This is a genomic window from Pantoea sp. X-Soil-OKNW-713 (genome assembly GCF_059730685.1).
This window is the reverse complement of sequence record NZ_AP035996.1, coordinates 650911-666821: the sequence shown is the minus strand read 5'-3', so window position 1 is coordinate 666821 and position 15911 is coordinate 650911. Positions and strand designations below refer to the sequence as shown.

General features: G+C 52.8%; 17 protein-coding genes. 6 read left to right on the top strand and 11 right to left on the bottom strand.

Features of this window, described 5'->3' with window-relative positions; translation table 11 throughout:
• Window positions 1–6: 6 nt before the first annotated feature.
• The 5 genes from AC6I8R_RS23550 to AC6I8R_RS23530 all read right to left on the bottom strand — a co-directional run bounded on the left by AC6I8R_RS23550 (window position 7) and on the right by AC6I8R_RS23530 (window position 3962).
• Entirely contained in the window at window positions 7–498 is a 492-nt protein-coding gene (locus AC6I8R_RS23550) for a GNAT family N-acetyltransferase (protein ID WP_415173007.1), read from the bottom strand.
• 208 nt (window positions 499–706) lie between these two features.
• The gene (locus tag AC6I8R_RS23545) at window positions 707–892 is read right to left on the bottom strand and encodes a tautomerase family protein (RefSeq protein WP_208726031.1); all 186 of its coding nucleotides are present in this window, start codon (window positions 890–892) and stop codon (window positions 707–709) included.
• A gap of 89 nt (window positions 893–981) precedes the next feature.
• Window positions 982–2205, bottom strand: coding sequence for a zinc metallochaperone GTPase ZigA (gene zigA, locus AC6I8R_RS23540; protein WP_415173008.1), 1224 nt, complete (start codon window positions 2203–2205; stop codon window positions 982–984).
• Between the two features lie 120 nt (window positions 2206–2325).
• Entirely contained in the window at window positions 2326–2961 is a 636-nt protein-coding gene (locus AC6I8R_RS23535) for a GntR family transcriptional regulator (protein ID WP_208726029.1), read from the bottom strand.
• Window positions 2962–3110: 149 nt separating this feature from the next.
• A complete protein-coding gene (locus AC6I8R_RS23530) occupies window positions 3111–3962 on the bottom strand; it encodes an SGNH/GDSL hydrolase family protein (protein WP_497833046.1) in 852 nt (283 codons plus the stop codon).
• A gap of 489 nt (window positions 3963–4451) precedes the next feature.
• Between AC6I8R_RS23530 and AC6I8R_RS23525 the strand changes: the two genes are divergently transcribed.
• On the top strand, window positions 4452–5579 hold the full coding sequence (locus tag AC6I8R_RS23525) for an acyltransferase family protein (protein WP_497833045.1): 1128 nt from the start codon (window positions 4452–4454) through the stop codon (window positions 5577–5579).
• Window positions 5580–5627: 48 nt separating this feature from the next.
• Here AC6I8R_RS23525 and AC6I8R_RS23520 read toward each other — a convergent pair whose 3' ends face one another.
• The 4 genes from AC6I8R_RS23520 to AC6I8R_RS23505 all read right to left on the bottom strand — a co-directional run bounded on the left by AC6I8R_RS23520 (window position 5628) and on the right by AC6I8R_RS23505 (window position 9727).
• Window positions 5628–6560 (bottom strand): sugar kinase, encoded by a 933-nt coding sequence (locus tag AC6I8R_RS23520; RefSeq protein ID WP_497833044.1) that lies wholly within the window; start codon window positions 6558–6560, stop codon window positions 5628–5630.
• Between the two features lie 51 nt (window positions 6561–6611).
• Window positions 6612–7268: an RraA family protein gene (locus tag AC6I8R_RS23515; protein ID WP_208726025.1), complete on the bottom strand. Its 657-nt coding sequence runs from the start codon at window positions 7266–7268 to the stop codon at window positions 6612–6614.
• Window positions 7269–7296: 28 nt separating this feature from the next.
• Complete coding sequence (locus tag AC6I8R_RS23510) at window positions 7297–8256, bottom strand: C-terminal binding protein (RefSeq protein WP_497833043.1); 960 nt, start codon at window positions 8254–8256, stop codon at window positions 7297–7299.
• Between the two features lie 127 nt (window positions 8257–8383).
• Window positions 8384–9727 (bottom strand): MFS transporter, encoded by a 1344-nt coding sequence (locus AC6I8R_RS23505; protein WP_497830910.1) that lies wholly within the window; start codon window positions 9725–9727, stop codon window positions 8384–8386.
• Window positions 9728–10365: 638 nt separating this feature from the next.
• On the opposite strand from AC6I8R_RS23505, the gene AC6I8R_RS23500 reads away from it, so the two are divergent.
• Window positions 10366–11604, top strand: a complete 1239-nt coding sequence (locus AC6I8R_RS23500) for an L-dopachrome tautomerase-related protein (protein ID WP_497830909.1) — start codon at window positions 10366–10368, stop codon at window positions 11602–11604.
• A 285-nt stretch (window positions 11605–11889) separates the two neighbouring features.
• Here AC6I8R_RS23500 and AC6I8R_RS23495 read toward each other — a convergent pair whose 3' ends face one another.
• Window positions 11890–12438, bottom strand: coding sequence for a helix-turn-helix domain-containing protein (locus AC6I8R_RS23495; protein WP_013511189.1), 549 nt, complete (start codon window positions 12436–12438; stop codon window positions 11890–11892).
• 102 nt (window positions 12439–12540) lie between these two features.
• Between AC6I8R_RS23495 and AC6I8R_RS23490 the strand changes: the two genes are divergently transcribed.
• Entirely contained in the window at window positions 12541–13206 is a 666-nt protein-coding gene (locus tag AC6I8R_RS23490; protein WP_415173015.1) for an AzlC family ABC transporter permease, read from the top strand.
• The gene (locus AC6I8R_RS23485; RefSeq protein WP_013511191.1) at window positions 13206–13526 is read left to right on the top strand and encodes an AzlD domain-containing protein; all 321 of its coding nucleotides are present in this window, start codon (window positions 13206–13208) and stop codon (window positions 13524–13526) included. Before AC6I8R_RS23490 ends, AC6I8R_RS23485 begins: the two co-directional genes overlap by 1 nt.
• Here AC6I8R_RS23485 and AC6I8R_RS23480 read toward each other — a convergent pair.
• The gene (locus AC6I8R_RS23480; RefSeq protein WP_208726560.1) at window positions 13508–14050 is read right to left on the bottom strand and encodes a GNAT family N-acetyltransferase; all 543 of its coding nucleotides are present in this window, start codon (window positions 14048–14050) and stop codon (window positions 13508–13510) included. The two genes, AC6I8R_RS23485 and AC6I8R_RS23480, sit on opposite strands and share 19 nt — an antisense overlap.
• A gap of 61 nt (window positions 14051–14111) precedes the next feature.
• On the opposite strand from AC6I8R_RS23480, the gene AC6I8R_RS23475 reads away from it, so the two are divergent.
• Both AC6I8R_RS23475 and corA read left to right on the top strand, forming a co-directional pair.
• Window positions 14112–14582, top strand: coding sequence for a GNAT family N-acetyltransferase (locus tag AC6I8R_RS23475; RefSeq protein ID WP_497833042.1), 471 nt, complete (start codon window positions 14112–14114; stop codon window positions 14580–14582).
• Window positions 14583–14625: 43 nt separating this feature from the next.
• Entirely contained in the window at window positions 14626–15594 is a 969-nt protein-coding gene (gene corA / locus AC6I8R_RS23470) for a magnesium/cobalt transporter CorA (protein ID WP_208726558.1), read from the top strand.
• The last annotated feature ends 317 nt before the right edge of the window (window positions 15595–15911 follow it).

Genomic DNA, 15911 nt, shown 5'->3' with positions numbered 1-15911 from the left:
CAACCGTTACAGCGTTTTAATCATCTCATGCCACGCCATGCCGCCGTGGTCAGATTCCGACGGTTTGATATAAGCGAAACCAAACTTGCGGTACAGCTCGATATGTTGGGTCTTGCACATCAGGTGAATACTCTGCTTGCCCAGCGCTCGCTGCTCATCAATAAAGGTATGCATCAGCTGCGCCGCATAACCCTTGCCCTGCCACTGCGGGTCAACCACCACCGACATAATCACCACATTAGGCGCGGCTGCATCGTGTCCCACCAGTTCCTTAAAGGCTTCGTCGGACATCACCACGTCCCAGGCACAGCCTGAGTTGATAAAACCAACGGCCTGGCCATCCACTTCCAGCAGTAAAAAACCTTGCGGATAGTCAGCGATGCGGGTGGCGATCTTCTCGCGGGTTGCGGCTTCATCACCCTCATAGGCGGTGATTTCAATTTCAAAGCAACGGTCAACATCATTCAGAGTGGGGCGGCGGAACAACGGCAGGGACATTGAGACTCCAGAAGAAAGAAAAGTGCGTGTAGCGGCGTGATTTATCGCGCGGGTTTTCACACCCCACGCACAGAATTGCGCGATAAATCACGCCGCTACGAAGTTGTACAAGTTAAGCGGCCCTAGGGTAGCGATATTTGCAGACGGGATAAAGGTAAGAAAGGGAAATCCCGCCCATCAGGATCATGGGCAGGAGAGGGGGCATCCGTTAACGCTCGTCAAACGGAATGCCACCCTTCGATTTCATATGTAACGGCGTTTCGACAATTGACACCACCACGGAATTGGCATCGATCTCAAACGAATCAGACACGGCAGTGGTGATAGCTTTCAGCAGTTTCTTTTTCTGTTCAGTGGTGCGGCCTTCCGCGGCATAGACAACAACTTCTGGCATAACGTCTTCTCCTGTAAGGGTAAATGCTGCAATTCAGCATACTCCTGACCTTGATGGAAAAGCGTAGCCATTTGTTGCTTTCTGTGCGATTACGCGTCCACGGCGTCATGCTCGAACCATTCCGGCAGCGGATCAGGCATTGTCACCCAACTTGCCGGGCCAGCCGCCATCTCTGCGGGGGTCAGCAGGGCGTGCTCCAGCGCATTGCGTACCTGATCCTCATCCATCTCGATACCGATAAACACCAGTTCCTGACGCGCATCACCGATGCCTTCCTGCCAGTGACGGGCAATAAACGCCAGCGATTCTTCATCCTGCGGCCAGCGTTCACGCGGGATACTGGCCCACCAGTGTCCGGCATAGCCGTGGCGCGCCACGGCTCCAGCCTGTGACCACATTGCCGCATACTCCGGGCGGCTTGCCAGCCAGAAATAACCTTTTGAACGGATTACCCCTTCCAGTTGATGATTCACCGCATGCCAGAAACGTTGTGGATGGAACGGGCGACGCGCACGATAGACAAAACTGCGGATGCCGTACTCCTCCGTTTCTGGCTGATGTTCACCGCGCAGTTCCTGCAACCAACCGGGTGCCTGGGCGGCAGCATCGAAATCAAAACGCCCGGTTTCCAGCACCTCATCCAGCGGTACCTGTCCAAAGTGTGAAAATACAATCCGGGCGCGTGGATTAAGTGAACGCAGCATGGCGTACAGCGTTTGCTGATCGTCCTGATTAATCAAATCGGTTTTATTCACCACCAGCACATCGCAAAACTCAATTTGATCGACTAACAAATCGACCACCGAGCGGGCGTCGGCCTCGCCCAGTGATTCGCCTCGCGCTTGCAGGGAGTCGGTTGAACGGTAATCACGCAGGAAATTAAAACCATCCACCACCGTGACCATGGTATCCAGTCGGGCGAATTGTGACAGGCTCTGACCGTCTTCATCCGCGAATGTGAAGGTTTCCGCGACCGGCAGAGGTTCGGAAATTCCGGTGGATTCGATCACCAACTGATCAAAGCGGCCTGCCTCGGCCAGGCGACGCACTTCCAGCAGCAAATCCTCGCGCAACGTGCAGCAAATGCAACCGTTGCTCATCTCCACCAGCTTTTCATCGGTACGTGAAAGCTCCGCACCACCATTGCGAACCAGCGCGGCATCAATATTCACTTCCGACATATCATTGACGATCACCGCTACCCGGCGGCCAGCGCGGTTATTGAGAATATGGTTAAGCAGCGTGGTCTTCCCGGCACCGAGAAAGCCAGAAAGAACTGTGACGGGGAGACGTGAATCCTGAATTAACGACATAGCATGACCTCTGAAGTGCATATTGTTATGTTATAACATAACAATAATAACCCAGAAATGACAAGGGGGATTGTTTGTCGCGTTGCTGTTACGCCGGGAGCAGACCCGGCACAGACAGGATTACAGCAGACCCCAGTAAGCGCCGAATTCCGGCAGGATATGTCCCTGCAATGCCACCAACGCGCTGTCGTAGTCGTTATTACGCAGCGCGGTAACGATAGTGACGTGCTGATCCCATGAACGATGCATATGTTCGTCGTTACTGCCGAGATAATTACGGATAGTCGCCATGCGCGATGAGATCAGGGTGTAGGCTTGTTCAAGATAGGGATTCTGGCACCAGGTAAACAAGGCCTGATGGAACAGGTTATCCAGGCGGATATATTCGACGCTGGAGCCGTTATTGATGCAGAACTCCATGTTATCGAGGATCGCCGAAATCTCCTGCACCAACTGTTTCGGGTTCTTTTTCAGGGCCAGTTCCATCGCTTTCGATTCCACATAGAAGCGAAACTCGAGCAAATCTTTAAATTCCAGGTCATTAAGACTAAACACAAAGGTGCCGCTTTTGGGCTTAATCTGCACCAGGCCTTCACTTTGCAAACGACGTAAGGCATCGCGTACCGGGGCTTTACTGGCGGCTAAGCGAGTAGCAAGGGCAGATTCTGAAAGCTTACCGCCCATCGGCAGCGAACCATTAACGATCATGTCCTTGATTCGTTTGTACACCACATCTTTCAGAAGATCCTGCGCCATAGTTCTGCTATCTGCTCCACACTGATTAGAGGAGTATGTATACCAGAAATGGAGTCATTCGGACATGGAGGAAATCGCGCTATGTGCAGGCAGATTACGTAGCGACGCGATTTATCGCGCGGTAAAAATACGCGCAATAAATTGCGCTGCTACCGGTGTGTGCCTGCCGCCGCCAACTGCGCGCCATAATGCGCCACCAAAACCGAGAACGTCTCTTCCGCTTTGATGCGATAAAGTTGCTCCGAAGGATGAACACAATCTGGTGATAACAGCGACTGCCAGTTATTCATGTTCAGGATACGTTGGTATTGTCTCGACAATGGTACGGATTCTGCGCGCGCCAGCTTATCCAGTTGTGTGACATAAGGTCCGATATTCCACCTGGCTGCGCCGCCGCAAATAGGGTGGGGTTCCTGTAAAATCACCTCCTTACCGGCAGCACGAGCAATATTCACCAGTTGCGCCATGACCTTAATATATTGATCCGGGCTGACGCGATAGTCAGGTTCAATATCCTGGTAATGGAAATGCCTGGCATCGTTCGTGGCAAAGTTCAACAGGATGATTCTGGCCGGAGACTTTTTCATCTCCTCGCGCCAGCTTTTATTGTTCTTATAAAAGTATTTACCGTTCAACAGATCCATCGCCTGGGATGACGATGCGCCTTTATTCACAACCTGAATCCCATCGCCGTATTTGTCTTTGATAAATTGGTTGATCAGGCCTATTTCATTATTTTTTATAAAAATGGGGTGGACTTTGCCATTTTCCCGCACCGCCATTGCACCCTGAGTGCTGGAACCACCATAAGCTTCAATAATAAACTTATTGTCGGTATTTTTTGCTGCATAAACAAACGGACTCAATGCTGTGATGACAGGAGATAACGCGCTAAAGAAATAAAAAATTGCTTTCATCGCTAATCTGCCTTTTCTGGTGGAGTGTGAATAGCTTCTGATGAAAAGAGTATATATGCCATGTTCAGGCATGATAAATACCATAAGAGCATTCCTAAACCTTTTTGGATTATAAAAATATTGTTAGTTGATCCTGGTGTCCTTTTCCTCATTTGATTTAAAATCATGGTGATACGATTATTTCCCCTTTCCTTTTTGAATTATTTGTTTAGCTGCATTGATTTTTATTATTTTATTTTAATCGAAAACTGATTATATATTCTTTACATTGTCATCATATGCAAACCTATTGTAAGGATACCTGCTTTTTAGTGAAATGCTTTTGTCACATTAGATAAATCATCCAGTTAGTGCGTTTTATCTTAACCCCGGTGATATCACGTTAATTCATTGAGTTACGCTTCGCTTTATCAGTTTAATCTTATCAGGATTAGTTTTTCTTTAGGGTTGGCATGATTTTGCAATAGCGATTTTCCTAAAATGTGTAAACGAAAGGTAAACAACCATACGAGCTGTTAGCATCAATCTCATCAGCATCATGTCCTTTAAATAATTCATCTTCGAGGTGTGAACATGAATACGCCGTCGTTTTTGTCTGGCCGAAATATCGGCCTGGATTTGCTGCGCGCGGGATTAATTCTTGAGGGTGTTCTCTTACATGCTTCAAGAAGTCTTCCGGGTGAAAATGGCTGGTATTATGTTGCGCAGCGTGATCCATCGGAGTTATTTACCGCTTTCCTCAGCATGTTTCATACTTTCAGGATGGAGGTGTTTTTCTTTCTTTCGGGAATGTTTTCTGCCCTGGTGGTACTACGTAAAGGGCAACAGATGTTCCGTGATAATCGCTTGAAGCGAGTTCTGGCTCCGCTTATTACCGCGTATTTATTCCTGCCACCGCTGATGTATATTATTGCCTGGCAAATGAAAGGAACGCCGTTAACGTTAGCGGGCTGGTTACACAGTTATTCAATGATGCATCACTTGTGGTTCCTGGTTTCACTGTCAGTGATGTCATTAGTCATCCCCCCGGCCATATATCAATTTGCTGCCAGACAGCTCGAACGGTTTTCACTGCCGTGGCTACTGGTGACCCTGATTGCGCTTGCCAACATCTGCTTCTTTCTTAAGTTCCTGGTCAAAGGGCAGGGGGAGTTTATCGAGTTGGTGCCGGTGACTGCGCGTTTTATGGTGTATTATGCGGCTGGCTATGCGTTGTACGTTAATCGCGAGAAAATAGCCACTTACGTCAATTCCTGGGTAATAAATAAGTGGTTGATTGCGGGAATGGCGCTGGTTACCTGGCTGGGATTTTACGTCGTTGCTCATCATCATATTGCCAGCGCGTTAAAATATCTGCCGGTGCTGGCAGGTAGCGTTCTCTCGTTCCAGCTTGCTTACTGGCTGGTATTTGTCTTTGAACGCCTGCCGGTAAAGGAAAATCCGTTACTTACCGGCGTGGTCGATTCCGCGCTGATTATTTATCTGCTGCATTATCCGGTGGTGATCACTTTCTCCTGGCTGATGGATGTCTGGTTGCCAGCCAATCTGTCGATTATCTATGTCCTGATCAACTGCTTCATTGGCGTCGCTTTCAGTACCCTGTGCTATTTGCTCATCAAACGATCGCGCATCGCATCGATGTTGTTCGGGTTAAAGGTGAAGACGAAGAAAGCCGCAGTGCCGGTGGCGGCAAGGCTTTGAGGCCGTGCCAGCCCTGTCGAAAGTGGTGAGAACGGGCTGGCACAGGATTTAACGCGCCTGGTGTAAAAAGGCCTCAACCTGCGCACGGGTGGGAATTGGCGCGACTGCGCCATAGCCGGTGGTGGTAAGCGCGGCGGCCGCGTTAGCGTAGTGCAGGGCGTTTTGCGCGGCATCGCCCGCCAGCAATCGAGTCAGGAAGGCACCCGAGAAGCAATCGCCCGCGCCGGTTGCATCGACAGTGGCGACCTGGTGCCCGGTCGCCACCACGCGTTCCTCTGCGCTGGCATACATCGCGCCTTCACTGCCCATTTTCAATACGACGTGTTTCACGCCAAGATGCAGATAAAAATCGGCAATGGCATCGGCATCCTGTAAGCCGGTCAGCAGTCGCGCCTCATCAAGGCTTGGCATGCAAATATCCACCAGACGTGCAACTTCATGGATCACCGCACGAGCGCGGGCCAGCGGCCACAGTTTCAGGCGCAGATTGGTATCGAAAGAAGTCAACGTTTGATGGTTACGTGCCAGTTCCAGTGCGGCAAAGACGCTGTCGCAGGCGTTGTCACTGATCGCCAGGGTAATGGCGGAGGTATGCAGCAGTTTTGCCGCGGCAATCGCGGCTTCCGGTAAGTCCTTCGGACGCAGACGTGAAGCCGCAGAGCCTTGGCGATAAAAGGTGAAATGGTGGCCGCTGGCGTCGTGACTGATAAAATAGATACCGGTCGGCGCCTCTTCGTGGCGCAGCACCCAGTCGCATCGGACATTTTCCTGCTGCCACAACGCGACAAATTGATCGCCAAACACATCGTTGCCGAGCTGTGTAAACATCGCCACCCTGGCACCCTGACGAGCGGCGCTGACGGCAAAGTTCGAGGTGTCGCCGCCATAACCGCTAAGATAGCTGACCGGTTGTTGTGCCTGCGGTAACTGACTGAATTCGTACAGCGGTTCACCGAAGGAGAGAATATCCAGATCTTTCATTATGTTGTCCTGTCAGGCGGCCACAGCAGGGTGCCGGGCCGCTTCTCACGGTTAAATGCGGCCGTATTTAGCCAGGCCTTCGCGCAGCGATCCTGACTGGATAATCAGCTTGGCCTGCTCCAGCTCGCGCTGGTCGATGGATTTGGACAGTTCCAGCACCGCATCAACGTGGGCTTTTGGCACACAAACCACGCCATCAACATCACCTACAATCAGGTCACCAGGGTGAATGGTCACTTCACCCAGCTTCAGCGCGACATTCGCATCAAGGGTTTTGAAACGACCCAGCGTAGTGCCAGGGGTAACGGTTTTGGCGTAAACCGGGAAATCGTAATCACGGCGGATCTCAGTAAGGTCGCGTACGCCGCCCATCAGCACCGCGCCTTCATGTTTATTGGCGACCGCACCTGCGGTCATCAGTCCACCCCAGACGGCAACGTTCTCCAGCGCCGGGCTGCCGCCAATGACAATCACTGAACCCGCTTCGGACTCATCAATGGCATCCAGTGCGTGTTGCGGTGGTAATTTTTCGTCTGTGACATCTTCCAGAATCGTGACGGCCGGGCCAACGATCTTCTTGTCATTGATACGGTTTTTCACCTCAAACGGCAGAAACATGGTTTGACCGACAATCTGGTCGCAGGCATCGGCAATCGATGCGGTAGAAAAAATGGCGCGATAACCGTCAATAATCTCTTTGCTATACATCTTGTTTTCCTCTTGGCAGGGCGGGTGATTAGCGATTCACCCAATTCAGGGGTTTGTTGCCTTCAAAGACACGCAGCACTTCCTGCGCGGCTTTGCGTTGCAGTTCAATCACCGACTCTTCGGTGAACCAGGCGGTATGGTCGGTACAGATCACGTTGGATAACGTCAGCAGCGGATGGTCAGCGCGGATCGGTTCCTGTTCGAACACGTCAAGGCCAGCGGCAAATAACTGACGGTTTTGCAGTGCGTGGAACAGGGCGGTTTCATCGATCAGGCCGCCGCGTGACGTGTTCACCAGCACACTGGAGGGTTTCATCAGCGCCAACTGTTCAGCACCGATCAGATGGCGGGTTTTCTCCGACAACGGGACATGCAGGGAGATGAAATCGGCTTCGCGACACAGCGTTTCCAGCGAGACACGCACCACACCGGCATCTTCAGCGGCTTGCGCATCCAGCAGCGGATCGCACACCAGCAGGGAGCGAAAACCAATGCCACGCGCTTTGGCGGCGAGGCAGCGCGCGATGCGGCCAAAGCCAACAATGCCCAGCACTTTGCCACTCATGCGAAACATCGGTTCGGCCTGACCAATATTCCACTGGCCGTGATGGACCTGATGATCGCGCGAGGTTATGCGACGCGTAGCGGCCAGCAACAACGCCAGCGCGTGCTCGGCCACGTCTTCGGAGCCGTAATCCGGGACGTTCGCGACATAAATACCTTTCGCTTTGGCGGCCACGAGGTCGACGTTATCGACCCCCACGCCGTAGCGCACAATCACCTGACATTTATCGAGTGCGGCGATCAGGCTGCTATCAAGACGCGCTTCACGCAGCATTACGGCATCGGCGTCACGCAGCTGCTCCCGTTTCGTTTCCTGGGAGGCATTGGCAGGGACGACCACAAATTCAGGATAAAAGGCGGCGAGAATGGCTTCTTCTTCGTGGTAATGCTCGTAACCCGGTTCAAGAACCACAATCTTTTTCATGACGACCTTCTTAAAAACTGACATGTTAGTTTTAATTTATGTTGCCGATACCAACCGGTATCAGCAACGGTTTATTCTGATAATAGTGATTTACTTCACATTTATTGTTTGTATCTGAAATGTCAGATTAGTGACCTGGCATGGGGGCGGCGGTGGCCGGTTCGCGCTGGCGTTGCAGCCATTTGATGATCATCACGGTGCTGATCCCCCCGACCAACATGACGATGCTCAGATACACCATCGGTGCGGTCGCGCTTTGCATTTGGTCACGCACCAGTGGAATGGTGTTCTGGGCGAAGAAGCCGCCGAGGTTAGCCAGCGAGTTGATAATTGCGATTCCCGCCGCCGCTGAAGCACCGGAAAGGAATTTGGTCAGATTCCAGAAGCAGGGCTGGATAGCGAACACCGACAGCACCACCCCACAGATAAAGGCGAAACTAATGACCGGCTGGCTGGCGAACCACACCGAACCAATCAGACAGGCGGCGGAAGTGAACATCGGCAGGGCGACGTTAACGAACGGGTTATTGGTGCGTTCCGGTTTGTGCGTCAGCCAACGCAACATGATCATCACCAACGCCCAGGGGATCATATTGACGAAGCCGTTGGTCATATCAGAGACGCCGAAGGATTTGACGATGGTGGGCATCCAGTAGCTGATGCCATAGGCACCGAAGCAGATAAAACCGTACACCAGCGCCAGCGACAGCACGCGTTTATCGGTCAGCGATTTAAACAGGGTATCGACGGACTTATCGCTCTCCTGGCGGCGTTCTTCCTCCAGGCGCTGCGACAGCCACTGTTTCTGCTCGCGTGTCAGGAAGGTGGCATGGGTCGGGCTAATCGGGAACCAGGCCATCACCGGGATGATCAGTAAAATCGCCAGCAAACCGGTCATCAGGAACAACCACTGCCAACCCTCATAACCCATAATGCCGTGCATACTCAGCAACGCGCCGTTCAGCGGCGCGCCAATCATATTGGCGAACATGCTGGCGGTAACCAGAAAGCCGACAATGCGTGGGCGATATTTAGTCGGGAACCACTGCGTTGAGTAGTAAATCAGACCGGGGTAGAAGCTGGCTTCCGCCAGACCTAGCACGAAACGCAGGCTGTAGAACATGGTCAGGCTTTGCGTGAAGGCGAGGGCGACAGTGATGATGCCCCAGGCGGCAAGGCTTAAGGCAAACCAGCGTTTTGCCCCGACCTTCGACAGGATCAGGTTGCCCGGAACGCTAAAAATCAGGTAGCCGATAAAAAATAACGACGACCCTAAGCCAAAAGCCGATTCACTCCAGCCGAGGCTGCTGACCATCTGCAACTTGGCGAAACTGATGTTTTGTCGATCGATATAGGCCACCACATACATCGCCACCATCAACGGGACCAGCATGGTGATGATTTTACGGATGGTACTGTGTTCAAGGTCGCTAACGACGTCGCGCGCCTTATTCTCTGTCAAAGTGCTCATGGCTGCTTTCCTGATTCTTATACGATTGAATGACAGCGTGAGAAGCCGCGAAAAGCGAACGTCTGCTCCCTGGTGGGTGGCGGTACAAAGCAAGGTTGAGGTAATCCCTTTGCTTTGCGCTGACGTTAACTTCGCGCTGAATGTCACTGGGTTAAAACTGACATGTCACAAATCTATCAGGTGGCGGATATAAAGTTAGCTACATGTTAGTCATTTGCTAAATTGATCACAAAAACGGCAGCGGTTGACACGTTAGTGTGATGCTTATCACGCAGAGAGGCGGGTTGAGCATGGATTTTGCAGGATCAGGAAAAACTCAGAAAATCATCAGTAACATGTTAGTTTTGCGATTTCATTAATATCTTTGTTTATCATGTGGATAGATAATTTTTTGTTTCTTTAAATTCCCCGAGCCGACCAGGTGAGCGAATGCCGCCAGCAAACAGAAGTGGGTCCATTCTCTCATATCACCCCGAATGATGGCCGCTATAAGCCACGCTGATGTCTGCAATCGATTTTGTGAGGCCGTATGCAAAATCGCCAGTTACCCCCTTTACCTGTTGCCAATGAATGCTAGATTCTGACATGTCAGAATTCGACAAATAATCACAATAAAACCATCCTTCAGGGGTAAAACTATGTTCTATGCATCTCCCTCCTATCCGCTAAAAAAATGGTCTGCATCTCTCCTGCTGTTGACCGCAGTCGGCGTTGGCTTACCGGCACTGGCGGCGACGCAACCTAAACTGGATGTGGTCGCAGAATGGAATCGCCTGCCGTATGACCTGAGCGATCCGGCAGCGGCGGCCGCGTGGAAAAACAATGACACCAAAGCGATGCTGCACGGCGTGAAGGTTGATGCACAGGGTAACCTGTACGTCAGCACCGCCCGCTGGGGCGGCCCGGAAGTCCCGGCAACCTTGTCGAAACTGGTGAAAAAGGACGGGCAATGGTTGCTGCAACCCTTTCCCAGCGAAGCGATGAACGACGTACATAATCCACAGGGTTTAAAAGCGGTGCTGGGATTTGAAATTGATCGCAACAACGTGATGTGGATTCTCGATCAAGGGCATATTGCGGGTGCACCCAATAAAGCGGGTGATGAAAAGCTGATCGCCTGGGATTTGAATAAAAATAAAGAGGTGGCGCGTTATACCTTTACTAACGATCAAGTCGACTTTACCTGTTCGTTCCTGAATGACGTCGCAGTGGATAACGACGCAGGCGTGGTGTACATCACCGATTCCGGCATCATGTGTCATCCGCTGAAAGGCGGTTTGCTGGTGTATAAAATGAAGACCGGGGAGGCAAAACGGGTGTTATCTGCGCCGGAATGGGTCAACGATCAACCCGGTTTCACCTTCAGCATCCACGGCGAAAAGGTACTGAAGGATAAAGACGGCAAAGCCAATCCGATGTTGACCGGTGCTGACGGTATCGCGCTGTCTGGCGATAAGAAAACGCTCTACTGGACTAACCTTACCGGCAATCGGCTGCTGAAAGTACCGACTTCTGTGCTGCGCAATTTCAGCAACAGCGAAGCGCAAATCGAAAAGGCGATCAAAGTGGACACGGTGCTGCCGTCCAATACCGATGGCATCACGGCAGACCGTCAGGGCAATCTTTACCTGACGGCGCTGACGCTTAACGGCCTGATGAAACGGGATGGCAAAACCGGTAAGGTCACGCCTTTCGTCACCAGCGACGCGATTGCCTGGCCCGATACCATTGGTTGGGGACCGCACGGCGATCTCTATTTTGTCAGCAATCACCTTAACAGCTGGGTCGGTGGCGAGATGAATTTTGATAATCCGCCGGTGCCGAATTTCCGCATCTATAAAGTGCATGTGGGTGGCACACCATATACCGCAAAATAATCCTGTACTGACGGGAAATATTGGCTGATTCCGTAGCGGCGCAATTTATTGCGCAATGCTGTGCACGATGTCGGCAAACCCGCGCGGTAAACCATGCCGCAACGGGCAGAACGAAACCGTAGCGGCGCAATTTATTGCGCGATGCTGTGCACGATGTCGGCAAACCTGCGCGGTAAACCGCGCCGCAACGGGCAGAACGCAACCGTAGCGGCGCAATTTATTGCGCGATGCTGTGCACGATGTCGGCAAACCCGCGCGATAAACCATGCCGCTACGCGTCAGTCATTAATTTTGCTCCGACAACTGCACGGCCAGGGTGTTTGGCTCCAGCGCTTCAAACAGATGCGGTTCATCTGCGGGATAACAAATATAATCGCCGGGGCCGAGCAGCACTGGCGCATCGCTGGGACCGACCAGTGCGCGACCCTGCGCGATAATTACATGTTCCACCGAACCCGGCGGATGCGGTTTTGAGGCACGCGGTGCGCCTGGCTGGCTGGTGATCAGATAAAGATCGCGGCGGCCGCCCGGTGGGCAACTGGCCAGCAATGCGGCCTGATAATCGGCCAGTTCGGCAGACACCACCATCCCTTCACCTTTGCGGATCACCTGCAAACGCTTCACTTCCGGCTCCATCAGTCGGGCAAACGGAATATTCAGCGCGACACATAACGACCACAGCGTTTCGATGCTGGGATTGCCGTTGCCTGCTTCCAACTGAGAGAGGGTAGATTTAGCGACACCGGCGCGGCGTGCCACTTCTGTCAGCGAAAGCCCGGCGCGCTGGCGTTCACGCACTAATCCGGCGGCGATAATGTCAATCGGCGGGGTCACAGCTACTCCTGTTCGTTATATCGAACAAAACGTTCATCTTGTAAAACGGTGTCGGGCCGTTCATTATAACGGCTTTCTTGTTCGATATGAGATGATTTTGTTATGCGTCTGGGAACAGTGCCTCTGGATAAAGGGGTAATAAAAGCGATATTCCTCGTCTGTCTGGCTGACGGTATCGTCGGACTTTCTTATGGTTCACTGGCGGTGGCAGATGGTTTCCCGTTGTGGGTACCGATGGCGCTGTCTACCCTGGTGCTGGCTGGCGCATCCGAATTTCTGTTCATCGGCATTGTTGCCGGTGGCGGGAGTCCGTTTACCGCCGCCGCAGCGGGTTTATTGGTCAATGCCCGTCATCTGCCGTTTGGCATTGCGGTTAAAGATTTGGTTGGACAGGGTGGGCGGGCGTTGTTTGGCTGCCACATCATGAATGATGAAAGCGTGGTCTTTGGCATCTCGCAACCCAAACTGGCGCAGCGTCGCGCGGCCTACTGGATTTGTGGCCTGGGTATCTTCGCGATTTGGCCGCTCAGCGTGATCAGCGGCGCGGTGATTGGGCGTTTTATCCCGGATGTCTCGGTGATCGGTCTGGATGCGGTGTTTCCTGCCATCCTGATCGCATTGATTTTCCCGGCCCTGCGCCAGCGCCGCACCCGTATCCCGGCATCGCTCGGCGCGTTGCTTTCGGTGCTGGCAACCCCGTTTGTCCCTGCCGGTATGCCGGTGCTGTTTTCATTGTTAGGTTTGCTGAGCTGGCGGGAGCGTAAATAATGGAAAACGGATTAGTCATTGCGGGGATTGCGCTGCTGGCAACCGGAACTTACCTGATCCGCTTCGCCGGTTTCCGTCTCGGTAGTCGTATGCAGATGTCAGAGCGGGCGCGCAGCATGTTATCCGATGCCGCCACCGTGCTGCTGCTGGCGGTAGCGGTCACCACCGCGCTGTTTGAAGGTACGCATTTTGCTGGTGTCGCGCGAATCGCCGGGGTGTTGTTTGCGGTGTTCCTCGCCTGGCGCAAAGCCCCGTTGATTGTGGTGATCATCGGTGCGGCGCTGATGACGGCGATCCTGCGTTATCTCGGTGTGCCCTGATCGCGCCAGCTCTGCGCACGTAACTCATAAACCAGACTGGCGGGTGCGCCCGGTATATCTTCAACCCGGTCATAACAGCGCAAACCCGCCTTCTCCAGCACCTGCTGCGAGGCGAGATGATCTTCCCGCACCGCAGCATCAATCACCGGTAGCTGGCAGTGATCAAAGCCATAAGCAATCACCGTACGGGCAAACTCGGTGGCATAACCGTTACCCCACGCCGTTTTTGCCAGCCGGTAGCCCAAATTGTTTACCGGCCTGCCAGCAAACTCCCGCACCGTTAAACCACCAAATCCCAGTACCTCGTCGGATCGCTCGCGCAGGCAAATCGCCCAGTTGCCAAACGGATAGCATTGCCAGTGCGCCAGCCAGCGTGTTAACACTTCTTCGGTAAAAGCGAGATCAGGAAAGGGGCCGGCAGGATTAAACATTTGCGTGCCGGGATCACCATAGATGGCGAACAGCGTATGCAGGTCGCGCGCTTCAACCGGGCGCAAAAACAATCGCGATGACAACAGTTGCATAGGATGGCCTCGTTCATCTTCCTGATAGCGGTTTTCGATTATAGGCACACCAGGAGACACCATGACACCTCGTTTAGCCCGCACCGATGAAACCGCCACGTTGTGGCGGATTCGAAATCTTGCCATCCGTCACGGTTGCCAGTCGGTTTATCCCGCAGAGGTGATCACCGCATGGACACCTGATGCTCTGCCAGAGGGATACTTCGAGGCCGTGCGTGCTAATCCCTTCTATGTGGTGGACGACCCCGATTACGGTGTGGCGGCGACCGGTTTTCTCGATCTGACTGGCGGTAGCGTGGAGGCGATTTTCACCTTGCCGGTGTGCAACGGTAAAGGCTACGCCAGCGCCATTATGCAGACCCTGATGATGGAAGCACGGCAGCGTGGGTTCAGCCAATTGACGCTGGCGGCGACCCCTAACGCTTGTGGCTTTTATCAACGTCATGGCTTCAGCATCGTAAGGGAAAGCCTTTATCATTCGGCGTTGGCGGGGGCGGCGTTGCCCTGTGTTGAGATGATGCGGGAGCTTTAAGACTATGATTACAGGACGTCAGCCCTGGAAGGATCTGAAAAAGATGGTGATTAACTGCGTGGTCTACCGCCACGGACAGCGTGAAGAAAATGTCGATATCAGTGACATCAGTGAGGTGCTGAAAGAAGACAACACCTTTGTCTGGCTCGGTTTATACCAGCCCGATGCGGCCTTTATGCAGACGCTGCAACAGGAGTTCAGTCTGCATGAACTGGCGATTGAGGACGCGCTGGTGGCGCATCAGCGTCCGAAGATTGAACAATACGGCGAATCGGTATTTGTGGTGGTCAAAACGGCCCACCTGGATGCTCAGCAACGGATCAGCTTTGGTGAAACGCACTTCTTCCTCGGTAAAAATTTCCTGATCACCGTGCGACATGGTTCGACTGATGGTTACGGTGGTATCCGGGCGCGTGCGGAAAAAAACCAGGCGATGATGAGCGAAGGTCCGGCGTATGCGATGTACTGCATCCTGGACTGTATCGTAGATAACTACAGCAAAATCACCGCCAGCCTGAGCCAGCGCATCAGCGCGATGGAAGATGAGATGTTCAGCACCCGTTTTCACCGCGATACGCTGGAGGAGGTTTACCACCTGCGGCGCGAACTGCTGTCGCTGCGCAATGCGGCGATGCCGGTGACCGAAATCTGCCCGCAACTGGTGCGCTTCCATGAAGATCTGGTGCCCAAAAATCTGCGTGCCTACCTGCGTGATGTGCAGGACCATGCGCACCATGTCATGATCGATGCTGAAGATATGCGCGAAATGCTGACCAGCGCCATGCAGGTGAATCTGGCGCTGGTGTCGGTGCAGCAGAGTGAAGTGAACAAAAAGCTGGCGGGCTGGGGCGCGGTATTGATTGTACCCACCATCATTTTCAGCATGTACGGCATGAATTTTGCCGATATGCCGGAGTTACATACCCATTTTGGTTATCCGGTGGCACTGGGCGTCACCCTGACGATATGTGGTTTTATGTGGTGGCGACTTAAACGTTCGGGTTGGTTGTGATCGGCCATCAAACGATTTTGTTATCACTGCGCACGGTAAAGCGGCGATTTACGTGTCGCCGCACACTCCGCGCAATTATCCACCCGGCAACAGGCTGACTGACATCTGTCCCGGTCGCTGCCTTCTCGCCAGCGAAACATGCAGCTAACCGTCTCCTGAATAACATTTTCTGCTGTTTCCCGTCATCACCCTTTCTTATTACTCACCTGCAATAAATACAACATATCCCACATTAACAACATAATTCGGTCTTGCATCCTGCTGCGACTATGCCACTATCTGCTCAACAGTTAGTCAGCCGTGAAGAGTGTGAAATA